The sequence below is a fragment of the Bacillus sp. FSL R10-2201 genome, from assembly GCF_038008665.1.
GTDB classification, from domain to species: Bacteria; Bacillota; Bacilli; order Bacillales; family Bacillaceae_G; genus Bacillus_A; species Bacillus_A mycoides.
This window is the reverse complement of sequence record NZ_JBBOZP010000001.1, coordinates 1207466-1233465: the sequence shown is the minus strand read 5'-3', so window position 1 is coordinate 1233465 and position 26000 is coordinate 1207466. Positions and strand designations below refer to the sequence as shown.

29 protein-coding genes and 2 pseudogenes are annotated in these 26000 nt (G+C 36.5%); 15 read left to right on the top strand and 16 right to left on the bottom strand.

Annotation, left to right across the window (positions count from 1 at the left end; translation table 11 throughout):
• Window positions 1–95: 95 nt before the first annotated feature.
• From NSQ69_RS06375 to exsF, 6 genes are all read left to right on the top strand, one after another.
• Window positions 96–827 carry an alpha/beta hydrolase gene (locus NSQ69_RS06375; RefSeq protein WP_002030493.1) on the top strand — a complete coding sequence of 244 codons (732 nt, stop codon included), beginning with the start codon at window positions 96–98 and terminating at the stop codon, window positions 825–827.
• A 90-nt stretch (window positions 828–917) separates the two neighbouring features.
• Window positions 918–1436 carry a YjcG family protein gene (locus NSQ69_RS06370; protein ID WP_002011397.1) on the top strand — a complete coding sequence of 173 codons (519 nt, stop codon included), beginning with the start codon at window positions 918–920 and terminating at the stop codon, window positions 1434–1436.
• A gap of 1 nt (window position 1437) precedes the next feature.
• On the top strand, window positions 1438–1860 hold the full coding sequence (locus NSQ69_RS06365) for a GNAT family N-acetyltransferase (protein WP_002125981.1): 423 nt from the start codon (window positions 1438–1440) through the stop codon (window positions 1858–1860).
• 99 nt (window positions 1861–1959) lie between these two features.
• Complete coding sequence (locus tag NSQ69_RS06360; protein ID WP_003188006.1) at window positions 1960–4026, top strand: ATP-dependent helicase; 2067 nt, start codon at window positions 1960–1962, stop codon at window positions 4024–4026.
• Window positions 4027–4169: 143 nt separating this feature from the next.
• Window positions 4170–4637 (top strand): CotY/CotZ family spore coat protein, encoded by a 468-nt coding sequence (locus tag NSQ69_RS06355; protein ID WP_341099049.1) that lies wholly within the window; start codon window positions 4170–4172, stop codon window positions 4635–4637.
• A 165-nt stretch (window positions 4638–4802) separates the two neighbouring features.
• Window positions 4803–5309, top strand: coding sequence for an exosporium protein ExsF (gene exsF, locus NSQ69_RS06350; protein ID WP_341099865.1), 507 nt, complete (start codon window positions 4803–4805; stop codon window positions 5307–5309).
• Window positions 5310–5384: 75 nt separating this feature from the next.
• On the opposite strand, the gene NSQ69_RS06345 is transcribed toward exsF, so the two are convergent.
• Both NSQ69_RS06345 and NSQ69_RS06340 read right to left on the bottom strand, forming a co-directional pair.
• Window positions 5385–5558 (bottom strand): cytochrome C oxidase subunit III, encoded by a 174-nt coding sequence (locus tag NSQ69_RS06345; protein ID WP_341099864.1) that lies wholly within the window; start codon window positions 5556–5558, stop codon window positions 5385–5387.
• 98 nt (window positions 5559–5656) lie between these two features.
• A complete protein-coding gene (locus NSQ69_RS06340; RefSeq protein ID WP_149175929.1) occupies window positions 5657–6016 on the bottom strand; it encodes a DUF1360 domain-containing protein in 360 nt (119 codons plus the stop codon).
• 124 nt (window positions 6017–6140) lie between these two features.
• On the opposite strand from NSQ69_RS06340, the gene NSQ69_RS06335 reads away from it, so the two are divergent.
• The gene (locus tag NSQ69_RS06335) at window positions 6141–6596 is read left to right on the top strand and encodes a CotY/CotZ family spore coat protein (RefSeq protein ID WP_341099045.1); all 456 of its coding nucleotides are present in this window, start codon (window positions 6141–6143) and stop codon (window positions 6594–6596) included.
• A gap of 56 nt (window positions 6597–6652) precedes the next feature.
• On the opposite strand, the gene NSQ69_RS06330 is transcribed toward NSQ69_RS06335, so the two are convergent.
• The 8 genes and pseudogenes from NSQ69_RS06330 to NSQ69_RS06295 all read right to left on the bottom strand — a co-directional run bounded on the left by NSQ69_RS06330 (window position 6653) and on the right by NSQ69_RS06295 (window position 11955).
• Window positions 6653–7204 (bottom strand): CotO family spore coat protein, encoded by a 552-nt coding sequence (locus NSQ69_RS06330; RefSeq protein WP_341099043.1) that lies wholly within the window; start codon window positions 7202–7204, stop codon window positions 6653–6655.
• Window positions 7205–7472: 268 nt separating this feature from the next.
• Window positions 7473–8243 carry an enoyl-ACP reductase FabI gene (fabI, locus tag NSQ69_RS06325; RefSeq protein ID WP_341099042.1) on the bottom strand — a complete coding sequence of 257 codons (771 nt, stop codon included), beginning with the start codon at window positions 8241–8243 and terminating at the stop codon, window positions 7473–7475.
• Window positions 8244–8351: 108 nt separating this feature from the next.
• Window positions 8352–8591 (bottom strand): annotated as a pseudogene (locus NSQ69_RS06320) (sugar nucleotide-binding protein); the annotation flags it as partial.
• A 120-nt stretch (window positions 8592–8711) separates the two neighbouring features.
• A pseudogene (locus NSQ69_RS06315) lies at window positions 8712–8976 on the bottom strand (dTDP-4-dehydrorhamnose 3,5-epimerase family protein); the annotation flags it as partial.
• A gap of 98 nt (window positions 8977–9074) precedes the next feature.
• Complete coding sequence (locus NSQ69_RS06310; RefSeq protein ID WP_341099040.1) at window positions 9075–9755, bottom strand: glycosyltransferase family protein; 681 nt, start codon at window positions 9753–9755, stop codon at window positions 9075–9077.
• Between the two features lie 65 nt (window positions 9756–9820).
• Entirely contained in the window at window positions 9821–9928 is a 108-nt protein-coding gene (locus NSQ69_RS27715; protein WP_445661564.1) for a hypothetical protein, read from the bottom strand.
• 113 nt (window positions 9929–10041) lie between these two features.
• The gene (locus tag NSQ69_RS06300; RefSeq protein ID WP_341099038.1) at window positions 10042–10731 is read right to left on the bottom strand and encodes a class I SAM-dependent methyltransferase; all 690 of its coding nucleotides are present in this window, start codon (window positions 10729–10731) and stop codon (window positions 10042–10044) included.
• Window positions 10732–10866: 135 nt separating this feature from the next.
• Window positions 10867–11955: a glycosyltransferase family 2 protein gene (locus NSQ69_RS06295; RefSeq protein WP_341099863.1), complete on the bottom strand. Its 1089-nt coding sequence runs from the start codon at window positions 11953–11955 to the stop codon at window positions 10867–10869.
• 165 nt (window positions 11956–12120) lie between these two features.
• Here NSQ69_RS06295 and NSQ69_RS06290 point away from each other — a divergent pair, with 165 nt between their 5' ends.
• The 4 genes from NSQ69_RS06290 to NSQ69_RS06275 all read left to right on the top strand — a co-directional run bounded on the left by NSQ69_RS06290 (window position 12121) and on the right by NSQ69_RS06275 (window position 17293).
• Window positions 12121–13143 (top strand): BclA C-terminal domain-containing protein, encoded by a 1023-nt coding sequence (locus tag NSQ69_RS06290; protein WP_341099036.1) that lies wholly within the window; start codon window positions 12121–12123, stop codon window positions 13141–13143.
• Between the two features lie 528 nt (window positions 13144–13671).
• Entirely contained in the window at window positions 13672–14832 is a 1161-nt protein-coding gene (locus NSQ69_RS06285; protein ID WP_341099035.1) for an FtsW/RodA/SpoVE family cell cycle protein, read from the top strand.
• Between the two features lie 78 nt (window positions 14833–14910).
• Window positions 14911–15651, top strand: a complete 741-nt coding sequence (gene prpE, locus NSQ69_RS06280) for a bis(5'-nucleosyl)-tetraphosphatase PrpE (protein WP_341099033.1) — start codon at window positions 14911–14913, stop codon at window positions 15649–15651.
• 154 nt (window positions 15652–15805) lie between these two features.
• On the top strand, window positions 15806–17293 hold the full coding sequence (locus NSQ69_RS06275; RefSeq protein ID WP_341099030.1) for a peptidase G2 autoproteolytic cleavage domain-containing protein: 1488 nt from the start codon (window positions 15806–15808) through the stop codon (window positions 17291–17293).
• A 45-nt stretch (window positions 17294–17338) separates the two neighbouring features.
• On the opposite strand, the gene NSQ69_RS06270 is transcribed toward NSQ69_RS06275, so the two are convergent.
• The 4 genes from NSQ69_RS06270 to NSQ69_RS06255 are packed head-to-tail and all read right to left on the bottom strand — an operon-like array spanning window position 17339 to window position 20104.
• A complete protein-coding gene (locus NSQ69_RS06270) occupies window positions 17339–18232 on the bottom strand; it encodes an RluA family pseudouridine synthase (protein ID WP_002125954.1) in 894 nt (297 codons plus the stop codon).
• Window positions 18233–18247: 15 nt separating this feature from the next.
• Window positions 18248–19045: an NAD kinase gene (locus NSQ69_RS06265; protein ID WP_002011365.1), complete on the bottom strand. Its 798-nt coding sequence runs from the start codon at window positions 19043–19045 to the stop codon at window positions 18248–18250.
• A gap of 18 nt (window positions 19046–19063) precedes the next feature.
• Window positions 19064–19702, bottom strand: coding sequence for a GTP pyrophosphokinase (locus tag NSQ69_RS06260; RefSeq protein ID WP_002125951.1), 639 nt, complete (start codon window positions 19700–19702; stop codon window positions 19064–19066).
• Between the two features lie 30 nt (window positions 19703–19732).
• The gene (locus NSQ69_RS06255) at window positions 19733–20104 is read right to left on the bottom strand and encodes a UPF0738 family protein (RefSeq protein WP_002011362.1); all 372 of its coding nucleotides are present in this window, start codon (window positions 20102–20104) and stop codon (window positions 19733–19735) included.
• A gap of 144 nt (window positions 20105–20248) precedes the next feature.
• Between NSQ69_RS06255 and NSQ69_RS06250 the strand changes: the two genes are divergently transcribed.
• The 4 genes from NSQ69_RS06250 to NSQ69_RS06235 all read left to right on the top strand — a co-directional run bounded on the left by NSQ69_RS06250 (window position 20249) and on the right by NSQ69_RS06235 (window position 22707).
• Window positions 20249–20827 carry a CYTH domain-containing protein gene (locus tag NSQ69_RS06250; protein ID WP_002064261.1) on the top strand — a complete coding sequence of 193 codons (579 nt, stop codon included), beginning with the start codon at window positions 20249–20251 and terminating at the stop codon, window positions 20825–20827.
• A gap of 185 nt (window positions 20828–21012) precedes the next feature.
• Window positions 21013–21411, top strand: coding sequence for a globin domain-containing protein (locus NSQ69_RS06245; protein WP_000043388.1), 399 nt, complete (start codon window positions 21013–21015; stop codon window positions 21409–21411).
• Complete coding sequence (locus tag NSQ69_RS06240) at window positions 21411–22304, top strand: ClpXP adapter SpxH family protein (protein ID WP_002011359.1); 894 nt, start codon at window positions 21411–21413, stop codon at window positions 22302–22304. Before NSQ69_RS06245 ends, NSQ69_RS06240 begins: the two co-directional genes overlap by 1 nt.
• A gap of 229 nt (window positions 22305–22533) precedes the next feature.
• A complete protein-coding gene (locus NSQ69_RS06235; RefSeq protein WP_000748141.1) occupies window positions 22534–22707 on the top strand; it encodes a hypothetical protein in 174 nt (57 codons plus the stop codon).
• Between the two features lie 133 nt (window positions 22708–22840).
• Here NSQ69_RS06235 and pepF read toward each other — a convergent pair whose 3' ends face one another.
• Both pepF and NSQ69_RS06225 read right to left on the bottom strand, forming a co-directional pair.
• Window positions 22841–24667, bottom strand: coding sequence for an oligoendopeptidase F (pepF, locus tag NSQ69_RS06230; RefSeq protein WP_002134970.1), 1827 nt, complete (start codon window positions 24665–24667; stop codon window positions 22841–22843).
• Window positions 24668–24717: 50 nt separating this feature from the next.
• Window positions 24718–25953, bottom strand: coding sequence for a competence protein CoiA (locus NSQ69_RS06225; RefSeq protein ID WP_088044780.1), 1236 nt, complete (start codon window positions 25951–25953; stop codon window positions 24718–24720).
• Between the last annotated feature and the right edge of the window lie 47 nt (window positions 25954–26000).

Here is a 26000-nt window from a genome sequence, read left to right as displayed (position 1 = left end):
AAATTAAGGCACCTATTAGTGATTATTTCTTTCCTTTTCACTACAAGCGTCGCTCTTACAATCATTACAGTAAATTTTTATTTAGGGGGATATACATGAATCAAACAATAGGGAGAATTGAAGAAATTTCATTTTTTAGTACATCACTTCAAGAGGAGCTTACACTTCTTGTTTATTTACCAGTAAATTACACACCTCTCCATAAGCATACGGTTGTTATTGCACAAGATGGTAGAGATTATTTTCAGCTTGGTAAAGCGCACCGTGTAATTGAGCGCCTTCGCGAAACTGAAGAAATTGACCGCACAATTATTGTCGGTATTCCATATAAAAATGTACACGATCGTAAGGAAAAATATTTCCCAAATGATGTAAAGAATGCTGCTTACATTCGCTTCCTTGCTCACGAGCTTGCTCCATATATTGATGCAAATTATCCAACGTATCAAATGGGTAAAGGACGCGTTTTAATTGGAGATTCTCTCGGCGGTACAGTTTCCTTCATGACCGCACTTATGTATCCGCATACATTTGGTAAGGTCGTTATGCAATCACCATTTGTTGATGAAACAGTCATGAACTTAGCAAAAGATTTCAAAAATCCGGGGGCGCTAGATCTTTATCACGTAATTGGGACCGAAGAAACAGCTGTCAAGCGTACAGACGGACAAGTATCTGATTTCGTAGAACCAAATCGCGAGTTAAATAAACTACTTACAGATAGAAATTTCATCACGCATTATGAAGAGTTTGAAGGGAATCACACATGGAAATATTGGCAAGCAGATTTACCAAAAGCATTTTCTCATATTCTATCAATGAAATAATAGAGAGCGGTATTCAGAATAATTTGATATAATAGATAAAGAGATTTATTCTCAAAATCTAACTAGACTTGCAAAGGGAGGAATTGGAACATGAAATTAGGAATTGTAATTTTTCCATCAAAAATGATTCAAGATAAAGCGAACGGATTACGTAAACGTTATGATCCGCATTACGCATTAGTTCCGCCACATATTACATTGAAAACACCCTTTGAGACGCAAGATGAACAATTAGAATCGATTGTGAATGAGTTACATACAATCGCAAATAAAACGAACCCTTTCACCCTTCATGTTGGGAAAGTCGGTTCATTCGCACCTGTTAATAATGTTCTTTATTTTAAAGTAGAAAAAACACCTGAACTTACTTTCTTAAATGAAGAAATGCATAATGGTTTCTTTACACAAGAGCGCGAGTACTCTTTCGTACCTCATTTAACAATCGGTCAAGACTTATCAGACGCAGAGCACGCTGATGTATTAGGTCGATTACGTATGAAAGATTTCTATTATGAGCAACCAATCGATCGTTTCCACCTTCTATACCAATTAGAAAATGGAACGTGGACTGTACATGAAACATTCCACCTCGGAAAGGAGAACAACTAATTTGCACGCACAAATCGTACAAACGGACGAACAACTAAGTGATGCATTCTCTGTACGTAAGCAAGTATTTGTAAATGAACAACAGGTTTCTGCAGAAGAAGAGTATGATGAGTTTGAAGAGATTTCAACACACGTTGTTATATATGATAATGATGTTCCAGTTGGTGCTGGTCGCTTCCGCATCGTTGATGGAATAGGAAAAATGGAGCGCATTTGCGTACTAGCTTCCCATCGCCAAAAAGGCATTGGCAAAATCATTATGGATGCACTTGAAGCGCATGCAAAAGAAGAGTCTCTACCGAAATTGAAACTCCATGCTCAAACACATGCTGAAGTTTTCTATAAGAAGCTAGGATACGTGACGGCTTCTGATGTGTTTATGGAAGCAAATATCCCGCACGTCGTAATGATAAAAGAATTATAATTTTGTAGCAGGAGGTAGCCCCTCCTGTTTTTTACATTGCTATTTTCTTTTTCTTCCGCTAAAGTTAAATGTTGATGCTATAGTTTTGAAGGTGAATATATGACACAAGAAAAATTTTCACAAAAACCGTTAACACACGCTGGCATTCCGCAAGCGGCGTATCATATTCCGAAAACATCTATCCATTTAATTATGGAAGAAGATGCAGATGCGGCGTATTTCCGCGCTTTAGAACAGCAAGGTGTTTATTTAAATGAAAAACAGTTAGAAGCAGTGCAAACGACAGAAGGACCTGTCCTTACACTAGCTGGTGCTGGAAGTGGTAAAACATCTGTTTTAACAACTCGCGTTGGTTATTTAGTTAATGTAAAACATGTCCATCCGCGAAATATTTTGCTGCTGACGTTTACACAAAAAGCAGCTGAAGAAATTCGAAGCCGTGTAGCGAATTTACCTGGTATGAATCATGCCGCAAGTAGCTATGTCGTTGCTGGTACATTCCACTCTGTCTTTTTAAAATTGCTTCGTAGTCAAGGATATAATCAGCAAATTTTAGCAAATGAAAAACATAAACAAATTATGATAAAGAAAATTTTGAAAGAATTGCGCTTAAAAGACGATTATGATGCCGAAACGATACTCGCTATGATTTCACTTGAGAAAAACAAATTGAATCGTCCGAAAGATGTAAAAGCGAAAACACCGGTTGAACAAGAGTTCAAAGAAGTATACGAACGTTTCGAAGAGGTAAAACAACGACACAATTATATCGATTTTGACGACATCTTATTAGAAATGTATTATATGTTAGAAAATAACGCTCCCCTGCTTACTCAATTACAAGAGCGTTTTCATTACATTGAAGTAGATGAGTTTCAAGATACGTCGTATGCACAATATGAAATTGTAAAATTGTTAGCCACGCCGAGAAATAATTTATTTATCGCAGGTGATGACGATCAAGCGATTTACGGCTGGCGAGGGGCAAGTCACCAAATTATTTTATCTTTTCCAAAGGAATTTGATAATACTACGATTATCGCACTTAATACGAATTATCGATCTAATCCATTTATCGTAGGACTTGGAAATGAAGTTATTAAGCTCAATCAAGAACGTTTTGATAAAGAGCTATATTCTGTTCGTAACGATGGCATACAGCCGTTTTATGCACGACCTGCGACAACTCTTGATGAAGCAAATCAAATTTTGCAACTCATTCAGGAAAAAGTAGATAGTGGTGAACGAAATTATAAAGATTTTTGTTTATTATATCGTACACATTCTGTAAGCCGTTCTTTACTTGATCAGCTTACAATTCATAAGATTCCATTTATTAAACATGGAGCGAGCCAATCGTTCTACGAACATTCTTTAATTAGGCCCGTATTAGATCACTTACGACTCGTGCTTGAACCGTTCCGCCTCGAATCACTTTCAAATATATTACCAACAATGTATATTGGCCGTGATGAGTGCATTTCATTTATTGAACGTGAACAATGGAAATATGGTGAGGGCCGTTTCCCTTCTCTTCTTCATTTTCTATTACTAAACCCAAGCTTGAAACCTTTTCAAGTTAAAAAAGTAAATGAGCGAATCGATTTTATTAAGTTTATAAAAGAACTTGAACCTAAAAAAGCATTGAAAGAAATTATTCATGGTAAAGGAAAGTATTTAGAGTACTTACAAAGTAATGATCGTTCTTCCTTTACGATGCATAAGGACATACAAGAAGAAATGTTAGAAGAATTAATGGAATCAGCAACTCGCTTTACGGATATTCCAGCTTACTTACAATTTATTAACGAGGCCATTCAAGGTCAAAAAGAAATGGAAGCATTAAAAACAATGCCGCAAAAAGATGCTGTATCGCTTATGTCAATTCATAACGCGAAAGGCCTTGAGTTTCCATGCGTCTTTTTACTCGGAGCAAGCGATGGTATATTGCCGCATACTTCTTCTTTAAAAGATGCAAATGACCGTGTGACGGAGACTTCTGAAGCATTAGAAGAAGAACGACGATTACTCTATGTCGCCATTACACGCGCAAAAGAAGAACTTTACATTTCCTCCCCGCAATTTTTCAGAGGAAAGAAACTAGATATATCTCGTTTTCTATATACTACGCAAAAAGATTTACCTGAAAAGACATCCATTAAATAATGGGTGTCTTTTTCCATATCACGATATGTACATCCCCTCTATATAAATTCCCTGTTTCTATCCTGAGAATTAACGTAATATCAACCATATCCCGTTCATATTGTAATAGTGTATGTCAGAACTCACGATAAGGAGTGAACATAATGAGCTGCAATTGTAATGAAGATCATCAACACCATGATTGTGATTTCAACTGTGTATCTAATGTCGTTCGTTTTATACATGAACTACAAGAATGTGCAACCACAACATGTGGATCTGGTTGCGAAGTTCCATTTTTAGGAGCACATAACACTGCATCAGTAGCGAATACACGTCCTTTTATTTTATACACAAAAGCTGGAACACCTTTTGAAGCATTTGCACCATCTGCAAGCCTTACTAGCTGCCAATCTCCAATTTTCCGTGTAGAGAGTATAGATGATGATGACTGTGCTGTATTACGTGTACTAACCGTAACTATAGGCGGAGATCCTGTATCACCTGGCGATGATCCAATTTGCACGTTTTTAAATTTACCAAATGCGACTTTACGAACAACAACGACTTGCCTTACTGTTGATTTAAGCTGCTTCTGCGCTATTCAATGCTTACGTGATGTTTCTATTTAAAAGTAAATAATGATTTAAGCATGGATTGGGTGGCAGAAAATTCTGTCACCCAATCCATGCTTAAAAAGCACTATCATATTTTTTTATAAATCTAGGAACTTGTCTAGAGCAACAAACTTGTCCCTTACATTAACTGATAGTAGGAGAAATAAAGGAGTGAAAAACATGTTCCCTTCTGATGATTGTAAATATAATAAAATTGATTGCATTCCAACAGCCGCAAGTACATTACCAGCTTTCGGCTTTGCATTCAACGCTACTGCCGCTCAATTCGCTTCATTGTTCACACCACTACTATTACCTAGTACAAGTCCTAACCCAGATCTCACTGTTCCAGTAATAAATGATACCGTAAGCACTGGAAATGGAATTAAAATCCAAAAAATTGGCATTTATCAAATCAGCTATACCTTATCAATATCTTTAAGTGATCCTACTATTACACCCAGCCTGGCTCGTTTCTTTTTATCATTAAATACACCCCAGAATATTATTCCTGGATCAGGTACAGCAGTCCGTTCTAACATTATTGGCACTGGTGAAGTAGACATATCCAGCGGTGTTATTCTTATTAACTTAAACCCTGGTAATCTCATTCAAATCGTACCTGTTGAATTACAAGGCAGTATAGATGTTCGTGCTGCAGCATTAACAGTCTTACAAATTGGTTAACTAAAAGTGGTATTTCTTATTTGAGATACCACTTTTAATTATTAAATGAAAAACACTCACATTAACATGAGTGTTTCATTCTTCATATTGTTTTATTATATTTTTCTTCTTCCCGCAATTACATCCCTTTTTCTTCACAAAGCCTTGTTGCTGTAATTGTTCTTGATGTGTCTGTTGCTGTTGCTGTAGGTAGTACCACTGCTGAAGATCATATGAATTTGGCCTTGGATTATTGCTCACAGCAAACATCTCCTCTACTGTCAATTCTGTCTATTTACTATATGAACAACTCCTTATTTCCGTTCCCTCATTCTTTTAAACTCCGCTTTTTCTAGCATAAAAATTTATTATTCTTCCATAAAGTGTCCTGTAATTGTTTCAATAATCGCCGCTGCTCCTGCAATAGCTAATAATGCAAGTAGCGGCTCCGCGACGATAGGTATCCAATTATATAAGACTAATAAAAAAGCACTAACCCATACACCTGTACACCAATAACAACTTAATAATTCTCCAATCCACTTCCTGATCCCTTCTCCTTTCACCTTCGTATAAGTTGATACACTTCCGTCAGATTCCGTAATTTCTAATTCTTCAATAAACGGCCTTCGCAAAAAGCCTGTAATTTTGTCATAAACGATAAGGCGTGTTAATCGAAAAGCAGCTAGCGCAAAAATAAAAAATAAAAGCCAGCTCGTAAATAACATAACTTCACCTTCCTTACCTTCTTTAGCCTATTTAAAAAAAAAGCGCTTTAGAGTGTGACCGATTCCCCTTTTCTCCAATATCTTATTAATGTAAATACAAACAAGAAGATAAGGAGTGACATTAATGAGTTGTAACGAAAATAAACACCATAGCTCTTCTCATTGCGTAGCTGATGTTGTAAAATTTATCAATGAATTACAAGATTGTTCTACTACAACATGCGGATCTGGTTGCGAAATTCCATTTTTAGGAGCACACAGCAGTTCATCAGTAGCAAATACACGTCCTTTTATTTTATACAAAAAAAATGGAGAAGTTTTTGAAGCATTTGCACCATCAGGAAGTCTTATTAGCTGTAGATCTCCGATTTTCCGTGTCGAGAGCGTAGATGATGATAGCTGTGCTGTATTACGTGTATTATCTGTAACTATCGGCGGAGATCCTGTTCCACCTGGTGACGATCCAATTTGTACGTTTTTGAATATACCAAGTTCAACTTTACGCGGTACAAATACTTGTATTACCGTTGACTTAAGCTGTTTCTGTGCTATTCAGTGCTTACGCGATGTTACCATTTAATAAGTAAACTAAAAAACTATTGGGGTGGTAGAATTGACCTACCACCTTTACATAATTTAAAAAACAGCCATATCAATTGATTTTATCTCTTCTATAGATAATCGAATCTCTCTCATACTATTTGGTGGCATAATTGACAAAACTCCATTTCGATACGAAATAATTGATCCGACATATGAGACTGTCGCTGTTTTTATTCTACATCTTATTTTCGGAATGTAATGAGGGCGGTTTAATAAGAAATAAATTTTCTCTTCATTGTTCATATCTTTAAATGATTTATTATGTGGTACTGTCGTCACTTGCTTTCGTTGTTCCTCAACTTCTATTTGTTCCACTTCCTCTTGTTTCTCTGTGTTCTCAATTTCTTTTGGTTCTATCGCCTTCTCAATTTCTTTTTGTTTTATCTTTTCTTCCACCGCACTACTTACACTTGCTTGCTCTCTATCCCCTTTCTCCTGCCTATTATCATTTTCAAAGTTTGTAAGGAGAATTCTTTTTATTTTTGGTGTATCAAGTTCTAAATTTACTTGCGTTATATATAGCAACGGTTTTCCAACTGTTGAGCTTTTATTTCTATTCTCCACACTCGTCCCTCCCACTTCCATAAAATGAATCTTTCATCAACGAGGAATTTTTCCCTATTTAATTATTAATTGAACAAATTAGGCTAACGTCCACCAAAATTCTTTACACTTACTAAATCTAAAGGGAAAAACCTGATTTTCCTCTACTGTTGAATAAATCGTGTACTATTATAGTTATATTCATCCTAACGCAATAACTTTCGTTAAAATTCTTTCTTTCTCTAAAACATCAAAAGGGCAGTCTCACTATATAGAGACTGCCCTTAAAAAGTTATAATCGATATCATATTTATCCTAAAATATGATATCCTGAATCAACATGAATATTCTCACCTGTTACTCCACGTGCTAAATCACTGAATAAGAATACTGCTGTATCCCCAACTTCTTCTGGAGTTGTTGTGCGACGAAGTGGTGCGCGCTCCTCGATTTCTCTTAAGATTGAGTTAAAGTCGCCTACACCTTTTGCAGATAACGTACGAATTGGTCCTGCAGAAATAGCGTTAACGCGAATGCCATGTTGGCCTAAATCGTTCGCTAAATATTTCACGCTCGCTTCCAATGAAGCCTTCGCAACACCCATAACGTTATAGTTTTTCACAACGCGCTCGCCGCCAAGGTATGTTAAAGTTAAAATATTTCCGCCTTCTGTCATTACTTTCTTCGCTTCTCTTGCTACAGCTGTTAAAGAGAATGCACTAATATTTTGTGCAAGTAAAAATCCATCGCGAGAAGTATCTACAAATTCACCTTTTAAATCGTCACGATTTGCAAAAGCAATACAATGTGCTACACCGTGAATTTTACCAACTTCTTGCTTAATCGTTTCAAAGCAAGCTGTAAGTTCTTCATCATTCGTTACATCACAAGGTAATACAAGTGATTCTTGTCCTTCTAATGTGTCCGCTAATTCACGAACATTTCTTTCTAAACGTTCTCCTGCATATGTGAATATTAATTTTGCACCTGCATTATGCAAAGAACGAGCAATTCCCCACGCAATACTTCTTTGGTTCGCAACGCCCATAACAACAAATGTTTTCCCTTGTAATAGTTCCATGATATATCCTCCCAGAAATACTTATACTTGTTATTAGTACCTGATACTATAATTATAGTATCATAAAACGGCTTAAAGGCAAACAAAAAAGTCATTAACATAAATTTGTTAATGACTTTTTGTTTCTATAAAAAACCGTTCTAATCCTTCTTCCCAAGAAGGCATTTGTAAAAAACTATTTAATCGTAGCATGTTATGTTGAAAGATAGAATATTTTGGTCTCGCAGCCGCCGATCCGAATTCTTCATTTGAAACAGGTAATACATTCACTTTCATATTTGCATACGAAAATATTTTTTGGGCAAATTCAAACCAAGAACATGATCCTCTATTGGATACGTGATACGTACATGCATCGTAATTAATAATTTTATATGTTTCATAGCTCTTTAACATATAGTGAATAAAGCAGATTCCAATAAACCCCATTCAACCTGTTGCTAGTATATTCATAAACAACTCTCCTACTTAAAAGCTATCTTCATATTCCTGAAGTAACGGTAATATTCGATCTTTATCAGGCAAAATAGGGTTACCGGCCATGGAATTGCTAGTTCTTTATCTTCCCAAAGCAACCCTGAATCATGCTCAGCACTATAATACTCATCTACTTTATACATAACAATTGTATGCGGAACAAGCGTACAAAATCCATGAGCAAATCCTTTCGGCACTAATGATTGCCTATGATTATCCGCATTTAAAATATAACCTCTCACTTTTTAAATGTAGGTAATTTTAAATCATCGGATACCGTTCAACGGGAAGTAAATGTTTATGTTACTTTCGTTATTTGGTGTAATCTCGACCCTTTCATACTTCACCTCTCCCTTATGATGGAGAGAGTATATCTTTATAATGTTCTACAAAAATTTTCCGGTACTTCTCATATGTATCCGCATCAAACTCATCTCCGTTGTAATGAATACACCATAAGTTTGTTTGATTTGGGATACCGATTAAATATCCCGCTTTTTGAAACTCTAAAGACTGCGATACGTCATAGAAATGAAACCCTTGAAATAAATCATCTCGCCACGGAAGGTCATATTGCGTCGCCATCAATAAACCAGTAATTGCTTGAACTGAAATAAATGACTTATTTTCATAAAAATCACAGTCCAAATTTAATAATTGATAATTCCGTCTTTTTAACTCAATCACTTGCCCCGCTAAATTTCTTCCTTCCCACCATATCCCATTGCTCGGTAAATATTGAGCTCCAGCTACTCCAATTAATCCCAACTTTTCATTTTCTTCAAAAAGAGCGATAAGTGTATAAAACATATCACGATTAATAAGGAATGTATCTTGGTGTATATACACTTTATATTTCGCAGGATAAGAAATAACTTGATTATATGCACTTGCCATACTTTTTGCATCTCGAATCGGAAAGATTTGCACTACATAGCCAGGAGGGACAAAAATATTTCGTATTTGTCTTTCACATTGCTGAAAAAGTTCTTCATCATTTACACAAACAACGACTAATATTGTATTATCTTTCATCTGTGTAGCCCCTTTATTCTTCTTTATTTACCACCGACTTATAGTTCTCTACAAAAATTTACCGATCAATCTCGTAACTCGTCATATTCAAATCGATATGATAATGAATACACCAAACATCTCGCTACACAGGGTACATCGACCCTATATCCTACTTTTCTATACTCAAACAATTGAGATGCGTCATAAAAATCAAACCTGGCAAATAAATCATTCCGCCATGGAAAGTCATACTATGCAGCTATCCATTGGCCATCTACAAATTGTGCATACATTTTTCAAACATTTATATGTCTGTTTTCTCAGCTTCAATAATGTATTGAAAAACAACCGTTTCAGCCAGAAAACCACTACCAAGGTTATATTTTTGACAAACTTCATGCAACTCACCAATGAGTGGCTGGTATGTTTTGTAATCTACATATACACGGTCAACTTTACTAATTGAATAACCAGCTTTAAAAAACATTCGTATCATCTCATTAAATGTAAAAAAGCGAATATGAGTTTTATCTACTGACCCATACTCCGTATAAGTCCAATTTCCAGCCAGTAAAGAACTCAGTACGGAAATATGTGAAACGTTAGGTATACTCGCTAAAATAACACCCTCTTTCTTTATATATGGCTTTACTTTTTCGACAACCGCCCATGGATCCAATAAACGATCTAACACATCTCCAAATATGACACAATCAAATTGTTCTTTCTCATAAGGAAGTTCCAATGTTTCTATATCACCTAATAAAACATGATCTAGTTTTTCTTTTGCTTTTTCTGCGGCTTCTGGAAATACTTCAATTCCAAAAACACGTGCTCCATTTTCTTTTATAGCTGCACCTAACGTTCCATTAGAACAGCCAATATCAAGAACTTCTTTCCATTCTTTTTTTATATGTTTTAATAAATAAGGATTGGTAGAATTATAATAATGCCCCTTTTTTTCTCCATATAAAGTTTTATTTGCTCGATGCATTTTACACTCTCCTTATATAAATTAATTTAAAAACATATATACACGATTTGTCTCCTAATACTTTAATATATATCCAGATTTATCTTAAATAGACTATGAAGACTATATTTATAAAACGCGAGAATCTCCCTCTTCTTATTGAGCATCAAATACACCTCGAAAATATTTACGGTTATACTCAATAACAGAATTATTAGGCACATAAGAAGCCGCTAATTCATTGTAATAGTATGCTTTTTCCTGATTTCCTAATCTGCTATAACAAATGCACATTTGTAAATAAGGAAGCCACGTATAACTTGCTGGACTATGAAATGGAGTTGCCGCAGCTATCGGTACTTCAGTTGCTAGCTTAAACCAAAATATCGCTTCGTTATATTTACTCTGTTCCATATATATGTATCCTAATCTAGTACAATTCTCCCCTCGAGGAATATCGTAACGAAACGAATCTATACAGGATTTAGTTGCTTTCTCCCACTCCCCTAACTTCGCATAACAATCTCCCAATTTACCACAAGCATAAATTTTTTCCTCATACCAGCCTTCCTTTTGATTCAGAAAGGTCTCATATAAAAGAACAGCATCTTCATACTTTTTATTATCCATAGATTCATTTGCATAATAAAAGAGATCCCTTGGACTCATCTCTTCTCCAGCAGCTACTATATTTTGAAAAATTTTCAAATTACGATTAGTTACTTCTTTTTCTTTCTTATGCGTAACAGCAACATCACTGTTATAAAGTTCACCTGAAACAGCTAAATATTCATGTACCTTTCCATACCATTGAAATTGTTTCTCACGTTTCACAAGTCTATATCTCCTTGTGCAGTATAATGGTTTTCCATTAGAATCCATCACAAGATAATAAGGCATAGAAACAGCATCAACTTTAGGATCTAAATCTCGTTTTAATACTTTCAAAGCTTCTTGTGACTCCTCTAATAACACATCATCAGCATCCAACCACAATATATATTCTTGCGTTGCTTTTGAAAAAGAAAAATTTCTAGCTGCCGCAAAATCATCAATCCATGAAAATTTGTATATATTAGAAGAATATTTCCCCACAATTTCTTTCGTTTGATCCACAGAACCTGTATCAACTATAATAATTTCATCCACTATGTTTTCCACTGCTTCTAAGCATCGAGCTATTGTATTTTCTTCATCACGAACAATCATACATAAGCTAATTGTAATTCCATACTTGTTCAATATACTCACCCGCTCCCAACTCAATCATATGTTATACACGCACAAAACTTTCCTTTTTTTTATATTATTCAATATATTCAAGATTTCTTTTCAAGCATTCCAATGTCGCTGTCATTTTCTCACTGATTTCCACCTACTATATAATGAGAGCTTTATGGAGGTGACTTTATGTCTAAACATAATTATTCAGATGGTTTAAATCCGGATGAATCTTTGTCCGCCAGCGCATTTGATCCTAACCTCATAGGACCAACATTACCGCCAATTCCACCATTTACTTTGCCTACTGGACCTACTGGCAATACTGGATCCACCGGACCTACTGGACCTACCGGTGATACTGGATCCACCGGACCTACTGGACCTACTGGGGCCACTGGCAATACTGGATCCACCGGACCTACTGGACCTACCGGCGATACTGGATCCACCGGACCGACTGGGCCTACCGGCGATACTGGATCCACCGGACCTACTGGACCTACCGGACCTACCGGCGATACTGGATCCACCGGACCTACTGGACCTACCGGCGATACTGGATCCACCGGACCGACTGGGCCTACCGGCGATACTGGATCCACTGGACCGACTGGGCCTACCGGCGCCACTGGCGATACCGGACCGACTGGCGATACTGGACCTACCGGCGATACCGGACCTACCGGCGATACCGGACCGACTGGCGATACTGGACCTACCGGCGATACCGGACCGACTGGCGATACTGGACCGACTGGGCCTATCGGCGCCACTGGCGATACCGGGCCGACTGGGCCATCTGGATTAGGACTTCCAGCAGGATTGTACGCATTTAACTCTGCTTCAATTATCACACTTGGGGTTGGCTCACTTGTACCATTTAATACCGTTCCGTCACAGTTTGGTGCAATAATTACTCAATTGGATGCTGACACTTTCTCCATAAGCCAAAATGGATTCTATAAAATCACGGTTATCGCATATACTGCACAATTAAGTTTATTGGGTGGCCTTGCAATTAGAGTGAATGGTACAAATATACCAGGTTCCGGAACAAGTTTAATTTCAGCTGGCGCACCTATCGTTATCCAAGCAATTACACAAATTTCAGGAGGACTTCCTGCATCTGTTGAAGTCGTTGTTACAGGCCTTTCATTATCACTAGCTCTTGGTACGAGTGCATCAATTACTATTGAAAAAATCGTTTAATTTTTACTAAGCAGTAAAACTGATATAAGTTTTACTGCTTTTTCTATTATGTATTCAATCATTATTTCTTCTCTTCTACATAACCATAATGTCGTATGACTTTTTTGTAGGGAACTCACATATAGAAAACAAATCTGCGTTTCAACTTTCCCCCGAATTGCCAAAAAGACCGGATTTGTTTGAAACATGAGTAGCGTATGATCCATATCTCCCTACTTCATTACATATATCTATAGAACTTCCGCCTCATTTGCTCATTCAATTGAAGATCTTTCAGCACCATTTTCATATATTTTAAGGAGTCCTTTACATACCGTACTATTTCAAATATCATTCCTGATGCACATGTACTTCTTTCTCATTATTTGGATATAATTATAAAAGAGCTAAATCATTAGCCTATTCCACGAAAATAAAAATATATGATCGATATGTGAATCCACGTATCGATCATATATTCATTTTAAACTCTGCGATACACCAACTAAAATCCACTAATATAAAGAGCATTAGAAAGGAATACATACAGTGAAAGACACGAATCCTCAATATCAAATAGACTACATATTAATATTTATTTTATTTGCCATTGGGACTGTTAGTTGCTTCGCTATTGCAAGTGCGCAACCTTCTTTACCATCAATTTTGCAAAACGTAAACTTTGCACTAAAACAAATCCAATGGTACATCATTGGATTTGTTGCAATTGCTGTCATTATGATTATCGATTTTGATCGCTATAAACAAATTGCGTGGTATTTGTATGGGTTTGCAATCTTACTTCTTATTGGCCTAGAACTTCAAGTTTCAGGTGCCGTTACAATTAAAGGGGCTACCGCATGGTACAGCCTTCCAGGCATCGGAAATTTTCAACCTTCTGAAATTATGAAATCATTCTTACTCATCGTCATTGGACGAATTATAGCAAATCATAATGAAAAGTACTTTCTCCGGACAACTCGTGAAGATTTTATTTTACTCGGAAAAATCATCGCTGCTAGTTTACCTCCATTACTTCTAATCGCAAAAGAACCTGATTTAGGAAACACAATGGTCATTTCAGCGATGCTTACAACAATGGTTTTAGTTTCTGGTATACGTTGGCGCTTTATCCTCGGATTAACCTCTGGTGTTTTCGCCATAGTCTCTACCTTAACATATATTTATTTCACTCATACAGAGTTCTTTAAAGAGCACATTCTAAAAAGATATCAATTAAATCGCTTCTATGGTTGGCTTGCACCTTATGAATATGACGCACAAGGATACCAATTAAGACAAGCATTTTTAGCTACTGGATCAGGAGAGATGCAAGGAAAAGGATGGGAAAATGGACAAGTATATTTTCCAGAGCCACATACAGATTTTATTTTTACAAATATCGCTGAACAATTCGGTTTTTTAGGAGCAAGTGTTATTATTTCACTTTTTTTCTTACTCATTTACCGAATGATCCATATCGCTTTAGAAAGCAATGAACCTTTCGGTAGTTATATTTGCGCCGGTACAATTGGAATGTTTACCTTCCAAGTATTCCAAAATATCGGGATGACAATCGGTTTACTCCCTATTACAGGAATAACGTTACCTCTTATGAGCTATGGCGGGAGTTCACTACTCACATACATGATTGCTATTGGATTTATTTTAAACGTACGTTCAAGAACGCAAGTCTTTATGTTTAAATGAACCATATCGGAAAACGGTATGGTTTTTTCTATATCCATTTTAGATATACTAATGAAAAAATGAACTGGAGGTTTACATATGAAATATGACATTATAGGTGATATTCACGGATGCTTCCAAGAGTTTCAAGATTTAACAACGAAACTAGGATATAACTGGGCTAGTGGTCTTCCTATACATAACGCCAAACGAAATCTGGCATTTGTTGGTGATATTACAGACCGCGGTCCTGACTCCTTACGTATGATTGAAATTGTATGGGAGCTCGTTATAAATAAAAAAGAAGCTTATTATGCTCCTGGAAATCATTGCAATAAACTATATCGATTTTTCCTCGGACGTAATGTTACAATCGCTCATGGGCTCGAAACGACTGTTGCCGAGTATGAAGCGTTACCTTCTCATAAGCAACAAATAATAAAAGAAAAATTCATCACTCTTTACGAACAATCACCGCTATACCACATACTGGATGAAAAGAAATTAATCGTATGTCACGCTGGCATTCGGCAAGATTACATAGGAAGACAAGATAAAAAAGTACAAACATTTGTATTATATGGTGATATTACAGGAGAAAAACATCCTGACGGCTCACCTGTCCGCCGAGATTGGGCGAAAGAGTATACAGGTGCAACATGGATTATATATGGACATACACCTGTCAATGAACCTCGCTTTGTGAATCATACAGTCAATATTGATACCGGTGCGGTTTTTGGTGGTAAGCTGACCGGAATACGTTACCCTGAGTTGGAGACCGTTTCTGTCCCTTCTTCCCTACCTTATGTTCCTGAAAAATTCCGCCCAATTTCATAATTCCCTTTACCTTTATACAATTCATTTCCAATACGTATAAAGTAAGATTTCTAGGCGGATTTCTCTTTAAAAATCGGTAATACAGTAAAAAAAGATGCCATAAAGTGCATCTTTTTTTTATTATGCAGCATATACTGTCGCAGGAGGTGACGGAATGAAGAAAAAATCATCTAAACAAAACAGAAACTTTTTCCCTTTATACCAGCCCTTGTACGGAATTAACAACTGGTGCAACATACGAGCTGCGGCTATTGAAAAGATGGAAGAACGAGAGGAAATAAAAAAAGCTAAAACAAGAGAAATGTATATTTCTTTAGAGAGTGCTGTTATGAAGCGAATTATAGAGAATAGAAAAATAAAAGCACTACGAAAAAAGAAACATCTTTCTCATAACAATAAGCCTATACTTGAGTCAGGCAGTGTGCAAGAGAATATAAAAAAAGAAATTCCTGAAGCAATAAAAGAAAAAATTCAAGCTGATATTCCCAAAGTAATGAATGAGAAAATACAAACTGATATTCCTAAAGCAATAAAAGAAAAAATTCAAGCCGGTACTCCCGAGGTAATGAATGAGAAAATGCAAACCGAAATAACTTCTAATATTATACGGGGAATGGTGAAAATAAAAGATGTGTTAGCTTTAACCAATAACACAAATAAAGAAGAGCCTACTATCACACCTACTCCTTCAGAGAATACAAAAGAGACCAGCAGATACGCATATAAGGAGGGCCTTCACTCTACAGCTGACGGAATCGCCTCACATGCAGAAGGATTTCTTACACATGCAACGGGTCCCTTTTCTCATGCAGAAGGCACAAAAACAAAGGCAACTGGACATAGTTCGCATAGCGAAGGAAGTGAAACGACAGCAGGCGGCTCTTATTCTCATGCAGAAGGAAAACATGCAATTGCTTTGGGCGAAGCAGCACATGCAGAAGGAACCGCAACTATCGCTAACGGATTCTCATCTCATGCGGAAGGAAATCATACATCAACAGCTAATTTTGCAGGCAGCCATATTATGGGGAAATTTGGTACAGCAGAAGAAGCTTATTCCTGGTTTATCGCAAATGGGACAAATGACACTGATTATAATATAGGTGCCAAATGGCTTGCCCATAACGGAGAAATGTATATCGATGGTGCTTCTTACAATGCAGGTGGTACTGATTTTGCACAAATGTTTGAGGCAGCAGATCATAGCCCTATTGATATCGGCTATTTCATTACATTTAGTAGCGAAGAAAAAATTCGAAAAGCTACTTCAAATGATACATTCATATTAGGCATATCCAGCGCTACTCCTGCTCTCATAGGAAATAGCGGTGCTTTAAGTTGGCAAAAACGCTATGAAACAGATAGCTTCGGAAAACGTCAATATACGCGTACGGATACGCAAGAAATACGACCCCTTTTAAATACAGAATGGGATCCAGCTTGTAAGTATATATCAAGAAGAGACCGTACTGAGTGGCTTCCTGTCGGATTAATTGGACAAATGTTAGTACGTGATGACGGCACTTGCGAAGCACACGGATATTGTCGTCCAAATGATGACGGCATTGCCACAAAAGCTGAAAGTGGCTTTTTCGTTATAAAACGTACTGGTGAAAATCAAATTTTAATATTATTTCGCTAAAAAAAGGGAACAAAATTCTTTTTATGATAAGAATTTTGTTCCCTTTTAATTGTTATGTAAAGCGTATTGCATATCCTCTGGGATACTTACGGTAAAAGTCATTCCCTTTTCTAAAATAGGATGATAAAACGTCAAAGATGTACTATGCAGCGCTTGACGTTTTATCACATCTCTTCGGCCACCGTATAGATCATCCCCAAGTAGCGGATTTCCTATATATGCCATATGTACACGGATTTGATGTGTTCTTCCCGTCTCGAGCTCAAGCGCTACATGCGTCTTATCGGAAGAACTCTCCATCACTCTAAAATGAGTAACAGCTCTTTGACCATCTTCACAGACAGTTCGCTCGATAATACTATCCGCTTTTCGTCCGATTGGCGCGTCAATCGTTCCTACTTCTTCTAAAATAGTCCCATGAACGATTGCCTCATACGTTCGTTTCACCCCTTTTTGTTGATGCTGCTTCGATAAAAGGTGGTGAACGAATCTATTTTTCGCAATTAACATAAGCCCTGAAGTATCACGGTCTAACCTCGTCACAATGTGCACCGTACTTGCAAGATTTTGTTTATCATAATGATATAAAAGAGCGTTTGCAATACTTCCTGACGGGTGCTCCCTAGACGGAATCGTCGACATATTTGCTTCTTTATTTATAACAAGAACCGCATCATCTTCATATACGATACATAAAGGGATATCTTCCACTTCCATCCCTTCACTTCTTTCCTCCACTGGAAAAAAGATTTGTAACTCTTCACCAGCTTGTAACTTGTGACGAACACTTGTGTGTTGACCGTTTACTTCAATTGCTCCCCCGCGGAACTTTATATCCGTTAAAGCAGCTTTCGAAATCCCTTTTGTTTTCAAAAATTCTCTAACTAAAGTTCCCTCTTCAGCCAGCCCTATATCCCATTTCAATGTAAATCTGTTCAAATATATAAACCCTCTCTATTTATCTGCAACAAACGAGTCACGAACACGTTTCCAGAATGGGAACGGACGGAAACGAACAAATCGTACTTTCTCGTTTGCAACGCGATACTGAATTGATTTCACATCTTGATGAACCATCGTCAAATGATCCACGGTAATTTGCATGTTCATTCCTGCAGCCGGCTTTAAAACGCATGTATGATGCTTCGGCAGTACGAGCGGCGAACCTACCGTACGAAATACACGATTGTTGATAGATGCCATTTCTGCAATTTGAATCGCTTCAATAGAAGGGTGAATAATTGCTCCGCCAAGCGCCTTATTATACGCGGTACTTCCTGAAGGAGTAGAAATACAAAGACCATCTCCGCGAAACGTTTCGAAATACTCTCCGCGTATTTCCACTTCTGTTACTAATGTACCTTCTGCACTTTTTACAGTCGCTTCATTCATCGCCAAATACTGCGACTCTTTACTACCATTCACATAGCGAATAATCACTTCTAAAAGTGGATATTCCACCACTTGGAACGGTGTTTTAGCGATTGCAATCACCAACTTCTCTACTTCCGTCGGTAACCAATCTGCATAGAAACCTAAATGCCCTGTATGTACACCAACAAATGCGGTTTCATCTAATCGATTATAGTAACGATGGAATGCATATAAAAGCGTTCCATCTCCCCCAACAGAAATTACAATATCAGGTTCCTTTTCATCCATTGTAAACCCAAAATCTAACAAGTATTCTTTCATCGTACTTGCTAGTGTATCTGATGATTGATCTCCCTTTGACATAATTGTAAATTTCATCGCCCAACACCCTTTAGTTTATGATTCAGAATCTTTCGTTTCCTGCTTTCGTGAAAAGACCTTTTGCGCTTCTTGAATTTCAAGACGAATGGAAGACATTTCTTCATCTAATAAAAACGCCGCTTCCGCTGCACGTTGTAAGCGTATTTTAATATCTTCAGGAAAACGTCCACTATATTTGTAATTTAAAGAATGCTCAATCGTTGCCCAAAAATTCATTGCTAACGTGCGAATTTGAATTTCAACTAACACTTTTTTCTCCCCCTGTATCGTTTGAACAGGATAACTAATGACAACGTGGTAAGAGCGATAGCCGCTATCTTTCTTTTGCGTTACATAATCACGTTCTTCTACAATGTCAAAATCATTTCGTTTTCGAAGATATTCTACAACAGGCTTAATCTCATCTACGAATTGACACATCATTCGAAGGCCCGCGATGTCCTGCATATCTTCTCTAATTCGGTCTAGCGGTACATTTCTCTTCTCCGCTTTATCAATAATACTTGCAACCGACTTTACCCTTCCTGTTACAAACTCAATTGGAGAATGCTCCGTTAACATTGCAAATTGAGTACGCATTCCTTTTAGTTTCACTTTCAGCTCCGCCACCGCTTGGTGATACGGTGCTAAAAATTCTTCCCAATTACGATTCATTTCAACCACCACCAAAATCAATCCATTTGCTTATAGAAACACTTTTTCTACAGCAGTTACTAGTTCTTCTCCGTAATTTGCATTACCTTCAATATTTTCAACTAAATATTCTACTTCTTCTTTTAATCCTTCTAATTCTATTTCAACATCATTCACGCGAATAAACATCGCTGTATCTTTATTCATCGCTTCATGCATTGCTTCCCAGCATGTATGCGGAATACTTACATAAATGAAAGATGATTCATTTTCTAAGATATATAAAAATGATAAATTGTCTGAGTCTACAAGTACGTGATTACGCGCACTTAACTCCTTTACCTCTATTTCAGTATTTTCCGCACAAAAAATAAGCGCATTCTCTCTCGTTTCTACGCTCTTAACTTGAATTTTATTTTGCATACTCGAACTCCTCCATCTCAACTTCCTGTCTTACTTAACAGTATTATTGTATCATAACATGGACGCAAACAAATAAAACATTGAACCAAATTTGCGAAAAAGCGATAATGTGGAAAGAATTATTTTTCAAAAGGAGCGCATACAATGACACAAGAAATTGAAATTGAATTTAAAAATATGGTTACAGAGGAAGAATTCCAAACATTATGCAAATCTTTTTCTATTGAAGCATTTACAAAACAAGTAAATCACTACTTTGAAACGCCTCACTTCTCTTTAAAAGATACGGGCTCTGCACTTCGTATTCGTCATAAAGATGGAACTTATACATTAACATTAAAACAACCTGCTGAAATTGGTTTATTAGAAACTCATCAGTCTGTAACAGAAAAAGAAGCACAACTTATGATGGAAACAAACACAATCATTCAAGGAACTGTAATGGATCAGCTACACAAATTACAAATTCCCGTTTCCTCTTTAACTTATATGGGTAGTTTAACAACAGAAAGAGCTGAAATATTATTTGAAGGCGGAACGCTTGTCTTTGATCATAGTTTCTATTACAATCACGATGATTATGAAATTGAATACGAAGTGCAAGATGAAAAGACCGGTAAAGCAGCATTTATAAGGTTATTAAAGCAACATAACGTACCAGTTCGTCATACAAACAACAAAGTAAAACGCTTTTTCCTTGCCAAACAAAACGAAGAGCGCTAAAGTAAAATTTCCATCAGTGAAGAAGAGCTGTACTTACGGCTACATTTCACCTTTTTGAAAAGCAAAAGATTTATTAGCAACATATAGAATAAGCAAAGAATGTTATGAAGGCTGTTTAGTTGCTCTTCATAACATTCCATTGCTACAATAGATATACATTTCATGGAAAAAGGAGTTTATAAAGGATGAGCAAGCAACCGATGACACCATTTGAAGCAATTGGCGGTGAACAATGCATTGCAACATTAGTGGATACATTTTATTCCTATGTCAGTGAACACCCTGACTTATCTCCGATCTTCCCGGATGATTTAACAGAAACTGCTAGGAAGCAGAAACAATTTTTAACACAATATTTAGGTGGTCCTAATTTATACACTGAAGAACATGGGCATCCTATGCTAAGAGCACGCCATCTTCCGTTTGAGATTACTCCAAAACGCGCAGAAGCTTGGCTGTCATGTATGGAGCAAGCAATGGATGATACAGGAGTGCACGGTCATATAAGAGAGTTTGTTTTTGAACGTTTAGCATTAACTGCTCAACATATGGTCAATACTCCAAATGAAACAGGTGAAGTGTAATGGATAAGCAGGAAGCAAAGCATATAAATATGCCTTCTCCTTCCACATGCGAGCATAAATCTGTAGAAGCATATTTATTTATTGATCCACTTTGTAAAGATTGCTGGGATATCGAGCCATTTATTATTAAACTATGGCTTGAGTATGGGAAATACTTCTCTATTCGTCATATAGTAACAGGAAAAGTGGACGGGGCAAACGCTTCCTCACACAAATGGAATAAACCTGCTAATATTCGATTTGTGTGGGAAAAGACAACAAGTTTACAAGGTTTTTCATGTGATGGAAAAGTACATATGCAAGAGGCGTCGTCAACACCGTATTTAGTTTCGATGGCAATTAAGGCGGCGGAGTTGCAAGGCCGAAAAGCAGGTTCGAAGTTTTTGCGAAAACTCCAAGAATACATTTTTCTTGAAAATGTATCAAACCCTGACTGTGAATTATTGCTTACATGTGCTAAAGATAGTGGCATTGATGTAGAGGAATTTAAAAAAGACCTACACTCAGTTAGCGCAAAAAAAGCTTTCCAATGCGACCTAAAATTTACAAATGAGATGCATATTACAGAAATACCTTCCCTCCTATTTTTTCATGCAAATTCAGATGAGGAAGGTATTAAAATCACAGGGATTTATTCCTATGATGTATACGTACAGCTATTAAAAGAACTGGTAAAATGCGAAATTGAGCCAGAACCATTACCTCCTTTAGAAGTATTACTAGAAGCAACACAATTTATTTCTTCAAAGGAAATCTCATTTATATATGACTGCCCTCAGCAAGAAATAGAGCGTGAACTAAAAAAATTACAACTAAAACGAAAAGTACAAATGATTGAAGTGAAGTGCGAGCGTTATTGGAAATGGATAGCAAAAGAAAAAGACCTGGTGTAAACACCAGGTCTTTTTCTTTACGGCTTATAAAAATATTAAAGGGGATGGGAGAAATTTTCACGTTCAAACAAAGGGGTATATGTTTGTATGTGAATTCGTTCACGCTTATTATATTACAAGATTCGACGTCAGATGACAACCCCTTTTGTCGAATTTCACATTTTTGTCACATTCTAAACGTTTTCATTCTTGAATAAGCTATAAAAAAAACAATTTAGGAGGTTTCCTTATGAAAAAATCTCATATTTTTCTTATCTTTCTATGTGTTATTGTTTCTTTTTTCTTGTATATCCTCTCTCTATTACAAGCTTTCCCTAAAATTATTGCCTTTCCTCTTTTATTCGGAGTTATCGTCATCGCTGTCTCTTATTTCAACTATAGAAAACGATTTAAAGGATTTTAATTACAAAAATCAACTGTAAAACTGCCTTCTAATTTAGAAAAAGTAAGGAAATCCTCCTTATTTTATCGACAAATATCGACAAAAAACATTTTCAAACAAAAAAGACGAGGATAAAATCCCTCGTCTTTTCTCATTACTTTTCTTCAAATAATAACGCTTCTAATTCATTTAATTTCTCTTCAAATACTTGAAGTGCCTCTTTCACTGGTTCAGGAGATGCCATATCAACTCCTGCTTTTTTCAACACTTCAATTGGATAATCGGAGCTTCCCGCTTTTAAGAATTCGTTAATGTAACGTTCTACTGCTGGTTGCCCTTCTTCTAAAATTTGTTTAGATAACGCAGTCGCTGCACTAAATCCTGTTGCGTATTGATATACGTAATAGTTGTAATAGAAGTGCGGAATACGAGACCATTCTAAACCGATTTCTTTATCGATCACTAAAGCATCCCCGAAATATTTCTTATTTAAATCGTAGTAGATCTCAGTTAACATATCTGGCGTAACCGCATGTCCTTCTTGTACTTTTTTATGAATGATATGCTCGAACTCTGCAAACATTGTTTGACGGAATACAGTACCACGGAATCCTTCTAAATAATGATTTAATAAATATAGACGCTCTTTTTTATCTTCTGTCGTTTTTAATAAATAATCATTTAGAAGCGCTTCATTACAAGTTGATGCTACCTCTGCAACGAAGATTGAATAATCACCGTATACGTGTGGCTGTGTCTTTCTTGTGTAATAACTATGCACCGAATGACCAAACTCATGAGCAAGTGTATATAAATTATTTACATTATCATGCCAGTTCATTAAAATATACGGATTTGTTCCGTATGCACCAGATGAATATGCTCCGCTTCGTTTGCCTTTATTCTCGTACACATCTACCCAGCGATTTTCATATGCTTCTTTTAAAATTTCAACATATTCATCACCAAGTACGTTTAAAGATTTTAATAACAGGTCTTGCGCTTCTTCATACTTCACATTCATTTTCACTTCTTGTACAAGTGGTGTATATAAATCGTACATATGAAGCTCATCAAGTCCTAGTGCACGCTTACGAATATCAATGTAACGGTGTAATAAATGTAAGTTGTCATTTACCGTTTCAACGAGTTGATCGTATACTGCTTCAGGAATATTATTATTGCTTAATGCTGCTTGGCGAGCAGAGTCATATTTACGAATACGTGCATTGAAATTATTACGTTTCACTGCCCCGCTTAACGTACTTGCAAATGTGTTCTTAAATTTCCCATACGTTTCAAATACAGCTTTAAATGCATCTTCGCGAACACGACGATCATCACTTTCTAAAAACTGAATGTAACGGCCATGTGTTATTTCTACCTCTTCTCCATCCTCACCTTTAATAGATGGGAATTTCAAATCCGCATTATTCAACATACCAAATGTATTACTTGATGCACTCATCACTTCAGATGCTTCTGCTAATAACGCTTCCTCTGCCTCAGATAATACGTGCGGGCGTTGACGTGTAATTTCTTCTAATGCATGCTCATATACACTTAGTTCTCGATTTTCTTGTAAAAATGTTTGCAATGTATCTTCTGAAATAGATAAAATTTCAGGTACGATATACGCTGTGCTACTAGATACTTGTGAGTATAAATTTGTTGCGCGATCATTCAGTGCTTGATACACAGAGTTTGTTGTATCTTGATCGTAACGCATATGTGCATATGTATATAGCTTACCTAATCGCATTGAAATTTCATCTTCATATTGCAATGCCTCAAGCAAATTGTCTGCAGAGTCGCCAAGCTTCCCTTTAAATTCAGTTAACTTTGGCAATAGCTCTTTAATAGCTTGGAATTCTTTTTCCCATTCTGCATCTGTTTGGAAAATATCTTCTAATCGCCATGTGCTTGCTTCTTCAATCTCATTGCGATCTGGTAATGTTTTTGCTTTATTTTGTTCAGACATTCTGTAAGCCCTCCTTTAAATATCTCTACTTAAGTACAATTCTGTTTTTCTTATGTAATTCCTTCACGTTCATTCTTTATTATATCCCCTTTTTCTTCTCTCATGTTGAACTTTGTCTCAAATAGAGATAGCGCATAAGTTAGGCAAATCTCATCATATTTCCTAACTTCCTCCTCCGCCTGTAACATAACTATATTCCTCATTTTTCGGTACGTATAAGTCCCTACTTTATGCAACACGCCTACAAAACATAAAAAAGTCATATATTCAGTAACCGCTACTTTCCATATATGTTGTGAAAAGTACGGAAGTAAGCGTATTTCCGTATTTTTTTTTACATAACTACACACATATTGAAGGGAAATACAATTCCCTACCGCAAGCTCACCTATACACTTCATGTATAGAAAAGCTTGCCATGTAAATGGATTTGTTTGAAAAGCAAACGCGGATGGGAGCGGAACACCGATTTCAGAAGGAAAGCTCGCTGGGGTACATTTATATTGATATAAGAGGCGGAGTAGTGACTTATGATTATAATTCCAGATAGATAGAGCGTTTTGCCGAAAATGGTTCTTTTTTCTCTTCCATTCTTGTCCTAATACCTCTTTTTGGAAAGGAACAGAGGAAAAGAGCATGTCAACAGTAGTCGTATCAGTTGGTAAATAAATAGTATGTGAGAAAGAGACATTTGTAGAAAACGGAGTGATAAATGCGCATTTCATAAACGATTTTTGTTTCGGACAGAAGAAAATAAGAAATGGCTGAGGATAAGATTGTAAGGAGAAAGCCAGAAGTGAGGAAAATTTCATCCAATATGCAGATTGCTTTTTTAATTGATTTCCACCAATGATCCAGATGACCTGTATACCAGCTTGCCAATACGAGTATGTTCGTTTAGAAAGCTGCTCTACGGAGAGATTTGCACATTGATATTCAATCGCAATTTTTCTATCCGCTCTCTCTACGTAAATATCTGGCCGTTGCTTGATTACTGGCAGATAATGCTCTATATCGACATGAAAATCTTGATGTTTTAACCATCTATATAACAATTCTTTACCGTGCATATGATACATAGATTCTGCTTCATAAAAGGTAAGACATGAATCCACTTTCTTATGAGCAAAATGCCAGCTCTTTTGTGTTCCTAATTTCATTTGCACTTCTTTTCCGCAAGCTGTACAAAAGAATTTTTCTCGTTTACGCATTTCGCGTAAACGTTCTTCATCCCGGTTATATAATAGATGAATTTTCTCTCCGTTTTCTCTCCTTGCAATAAACATCCACCATCACACCCTTTCAACTTCTTGTATTCTACAATTTACTACAA

Coding starts and splice junctions, on each gene's coding strand:
- NSQ69_RS06375 (WP_002030493.1), top strand. CDS start 96: ATGAATCAAACAATAGGGAGAATTGAAGAAATTTCATTTTTTAGTACA.
- NSQ69_RS06370 (WP_002011397.1), top strand. CDS start 918: ATGAAATTAGGAATTGTAATTTTTCCATCAAAAATGATTCAAGATAAA.
- NSQ69_RS06360 (WP_003188006.1), top strand. CDS start 1,960: ATGACACAAGAAAAATTTTCACAAAAACCGTTAACACACGCTGGCATT.
- NSQ69_RS06355 (WP_341099049.1), top strand. CDS start 4,170: ATGAGCTGCAATTGTAATGAAGATCATCAACACCATGATTGTGATTTC.
- exsF (WP_341099865.1), top strand. CDS start 4,803: ATGTTCCCTTCTGATGATTGTAAATATAATAAAATTGATTGCATTCCA.
- NSQ69_RS06345 (WP_341099864.1), bottom strand. CDS start 5,558: ATGTTTGCTGTGAGCAATAATCCAAGGCCAAATTCATATGATCTTCAG.
- NSQ69_RS06340 (WP_149175929.1), bottom strand. CDS start 6,016: ATGTTATTTACGAGCTGGCTTTTATTTTTTATTTTTGCGCTAGCTGCT.
- NSQ69_RS06335 (WP_341099045.1), top strand. CDS start 6,141: ATGAGTTGTAACGAAAATAAACACCATAGCTCTTCTCATTGCGTAGCT.
- NSQ69_RS06330 (WP_341099043.1), bottom strand. CDS start 7,204: ATGGAAGTGGGAGGGACGAGTGTGGAGAATAGAAATAAAAGCTCAACA.
- fabI (WP_341099042.1), bottom strand. CDS start 8,243: ATGGAACTATTACAAGGGAAAACATTTGTTGTTATGGGCGTTGCGAAC.
- NSQ69_RS06310 (WP_341099040.1), bottom strand. CDS start 9,755: ATGAAAGATAATACAATATTAGTCGTTGTTTGTGTAAATGATGAAGAA.
- NSQ69_RS06300 (WP_341099038.1), bottom strand. CDS start 10,731: ATGCATCGAGCAAATAAAACTTTATATGGAGAAAAAAAGGGGCATTAT.
- NSQ69_RS06290 (WP_341099036.1), top strand. CDS start 12,121: ATGTCTAAACATAATTATTCAGATGGTTTAAATCCGGATGAATCTTTG.
- prpE (WP_341099033.1), top strand. CDS start 14,911: ATGAAATATGACATTATAGGTGATATTCACGGATGCTTCCAAGAGTTT.
- NSQ69_RS06275 (WP_341099030.1), top strand. CDS start 15,806: ATGAAGAAAAAATCATCTAAACAAAACAGAAACTTTTTCCCTTTATAC.
- NSQ69_RS06265 (WP_002011365.1), bottom strand. CDS start 19,045: ATGAAATTTACAATTATGTCAAAGGGAGATCAATCATCAGATACACTA.
- NSQ69_RS06260 (WP_002125951.1), bottom strand. CDS start 19,702: ATGAATCGTAATTGGGAAGAATTTTTAGCACCGTATCACCAAGCGGTG.
- NSQ69_RS06255 (WP_002011362.1), bottom strand. CDS start 20,104: ATGCAAAATAAAATTCAAGTTAAGAGCGTAGAAACGAGAGAGAATGCG.
- NSQ69_RS06250 (WP_002064261.1), top strand. CDS start 20,249: ATGACACAAGAAATTGAAATTGAATTTAAAAATATGGTTACAGAGGAA.
- NSQ69_RS06245 (WP_000043388.1), top strand. CDS start 21,013: ATGAGCAAGCAACCGATGACACCATTTGAAGCAATTGGCGGTGAACAA.
- NSQ69_RS06240 (WP_002011359.1), top strand. CDS start 21,411: ATGGATAAGCAGGAAGCAAAGCATATAAATATGCCTTCTCCTTCCACA.
- NSQ69_RS06235 (WP_000748141.1), top strand. CDS start 22,534: ATGAAAAAATCTCATATTTTTCTTATCTTTCTATGTGTTATTGTTTCT.
- pepF (WP_002134970.1), bottom strand. CDS start 24,667: ATGTCTGAACAAAATAAAGCAAAAACATTACCAGATCGCAATGAGATT.
- NSQ69_RS06225 (WP_088044780.1), bottom strand. CDS start 25,953: ATGTTTATTGCAAGGAGAGAAAACGGAGAGAAAATTCATCTATTATAT.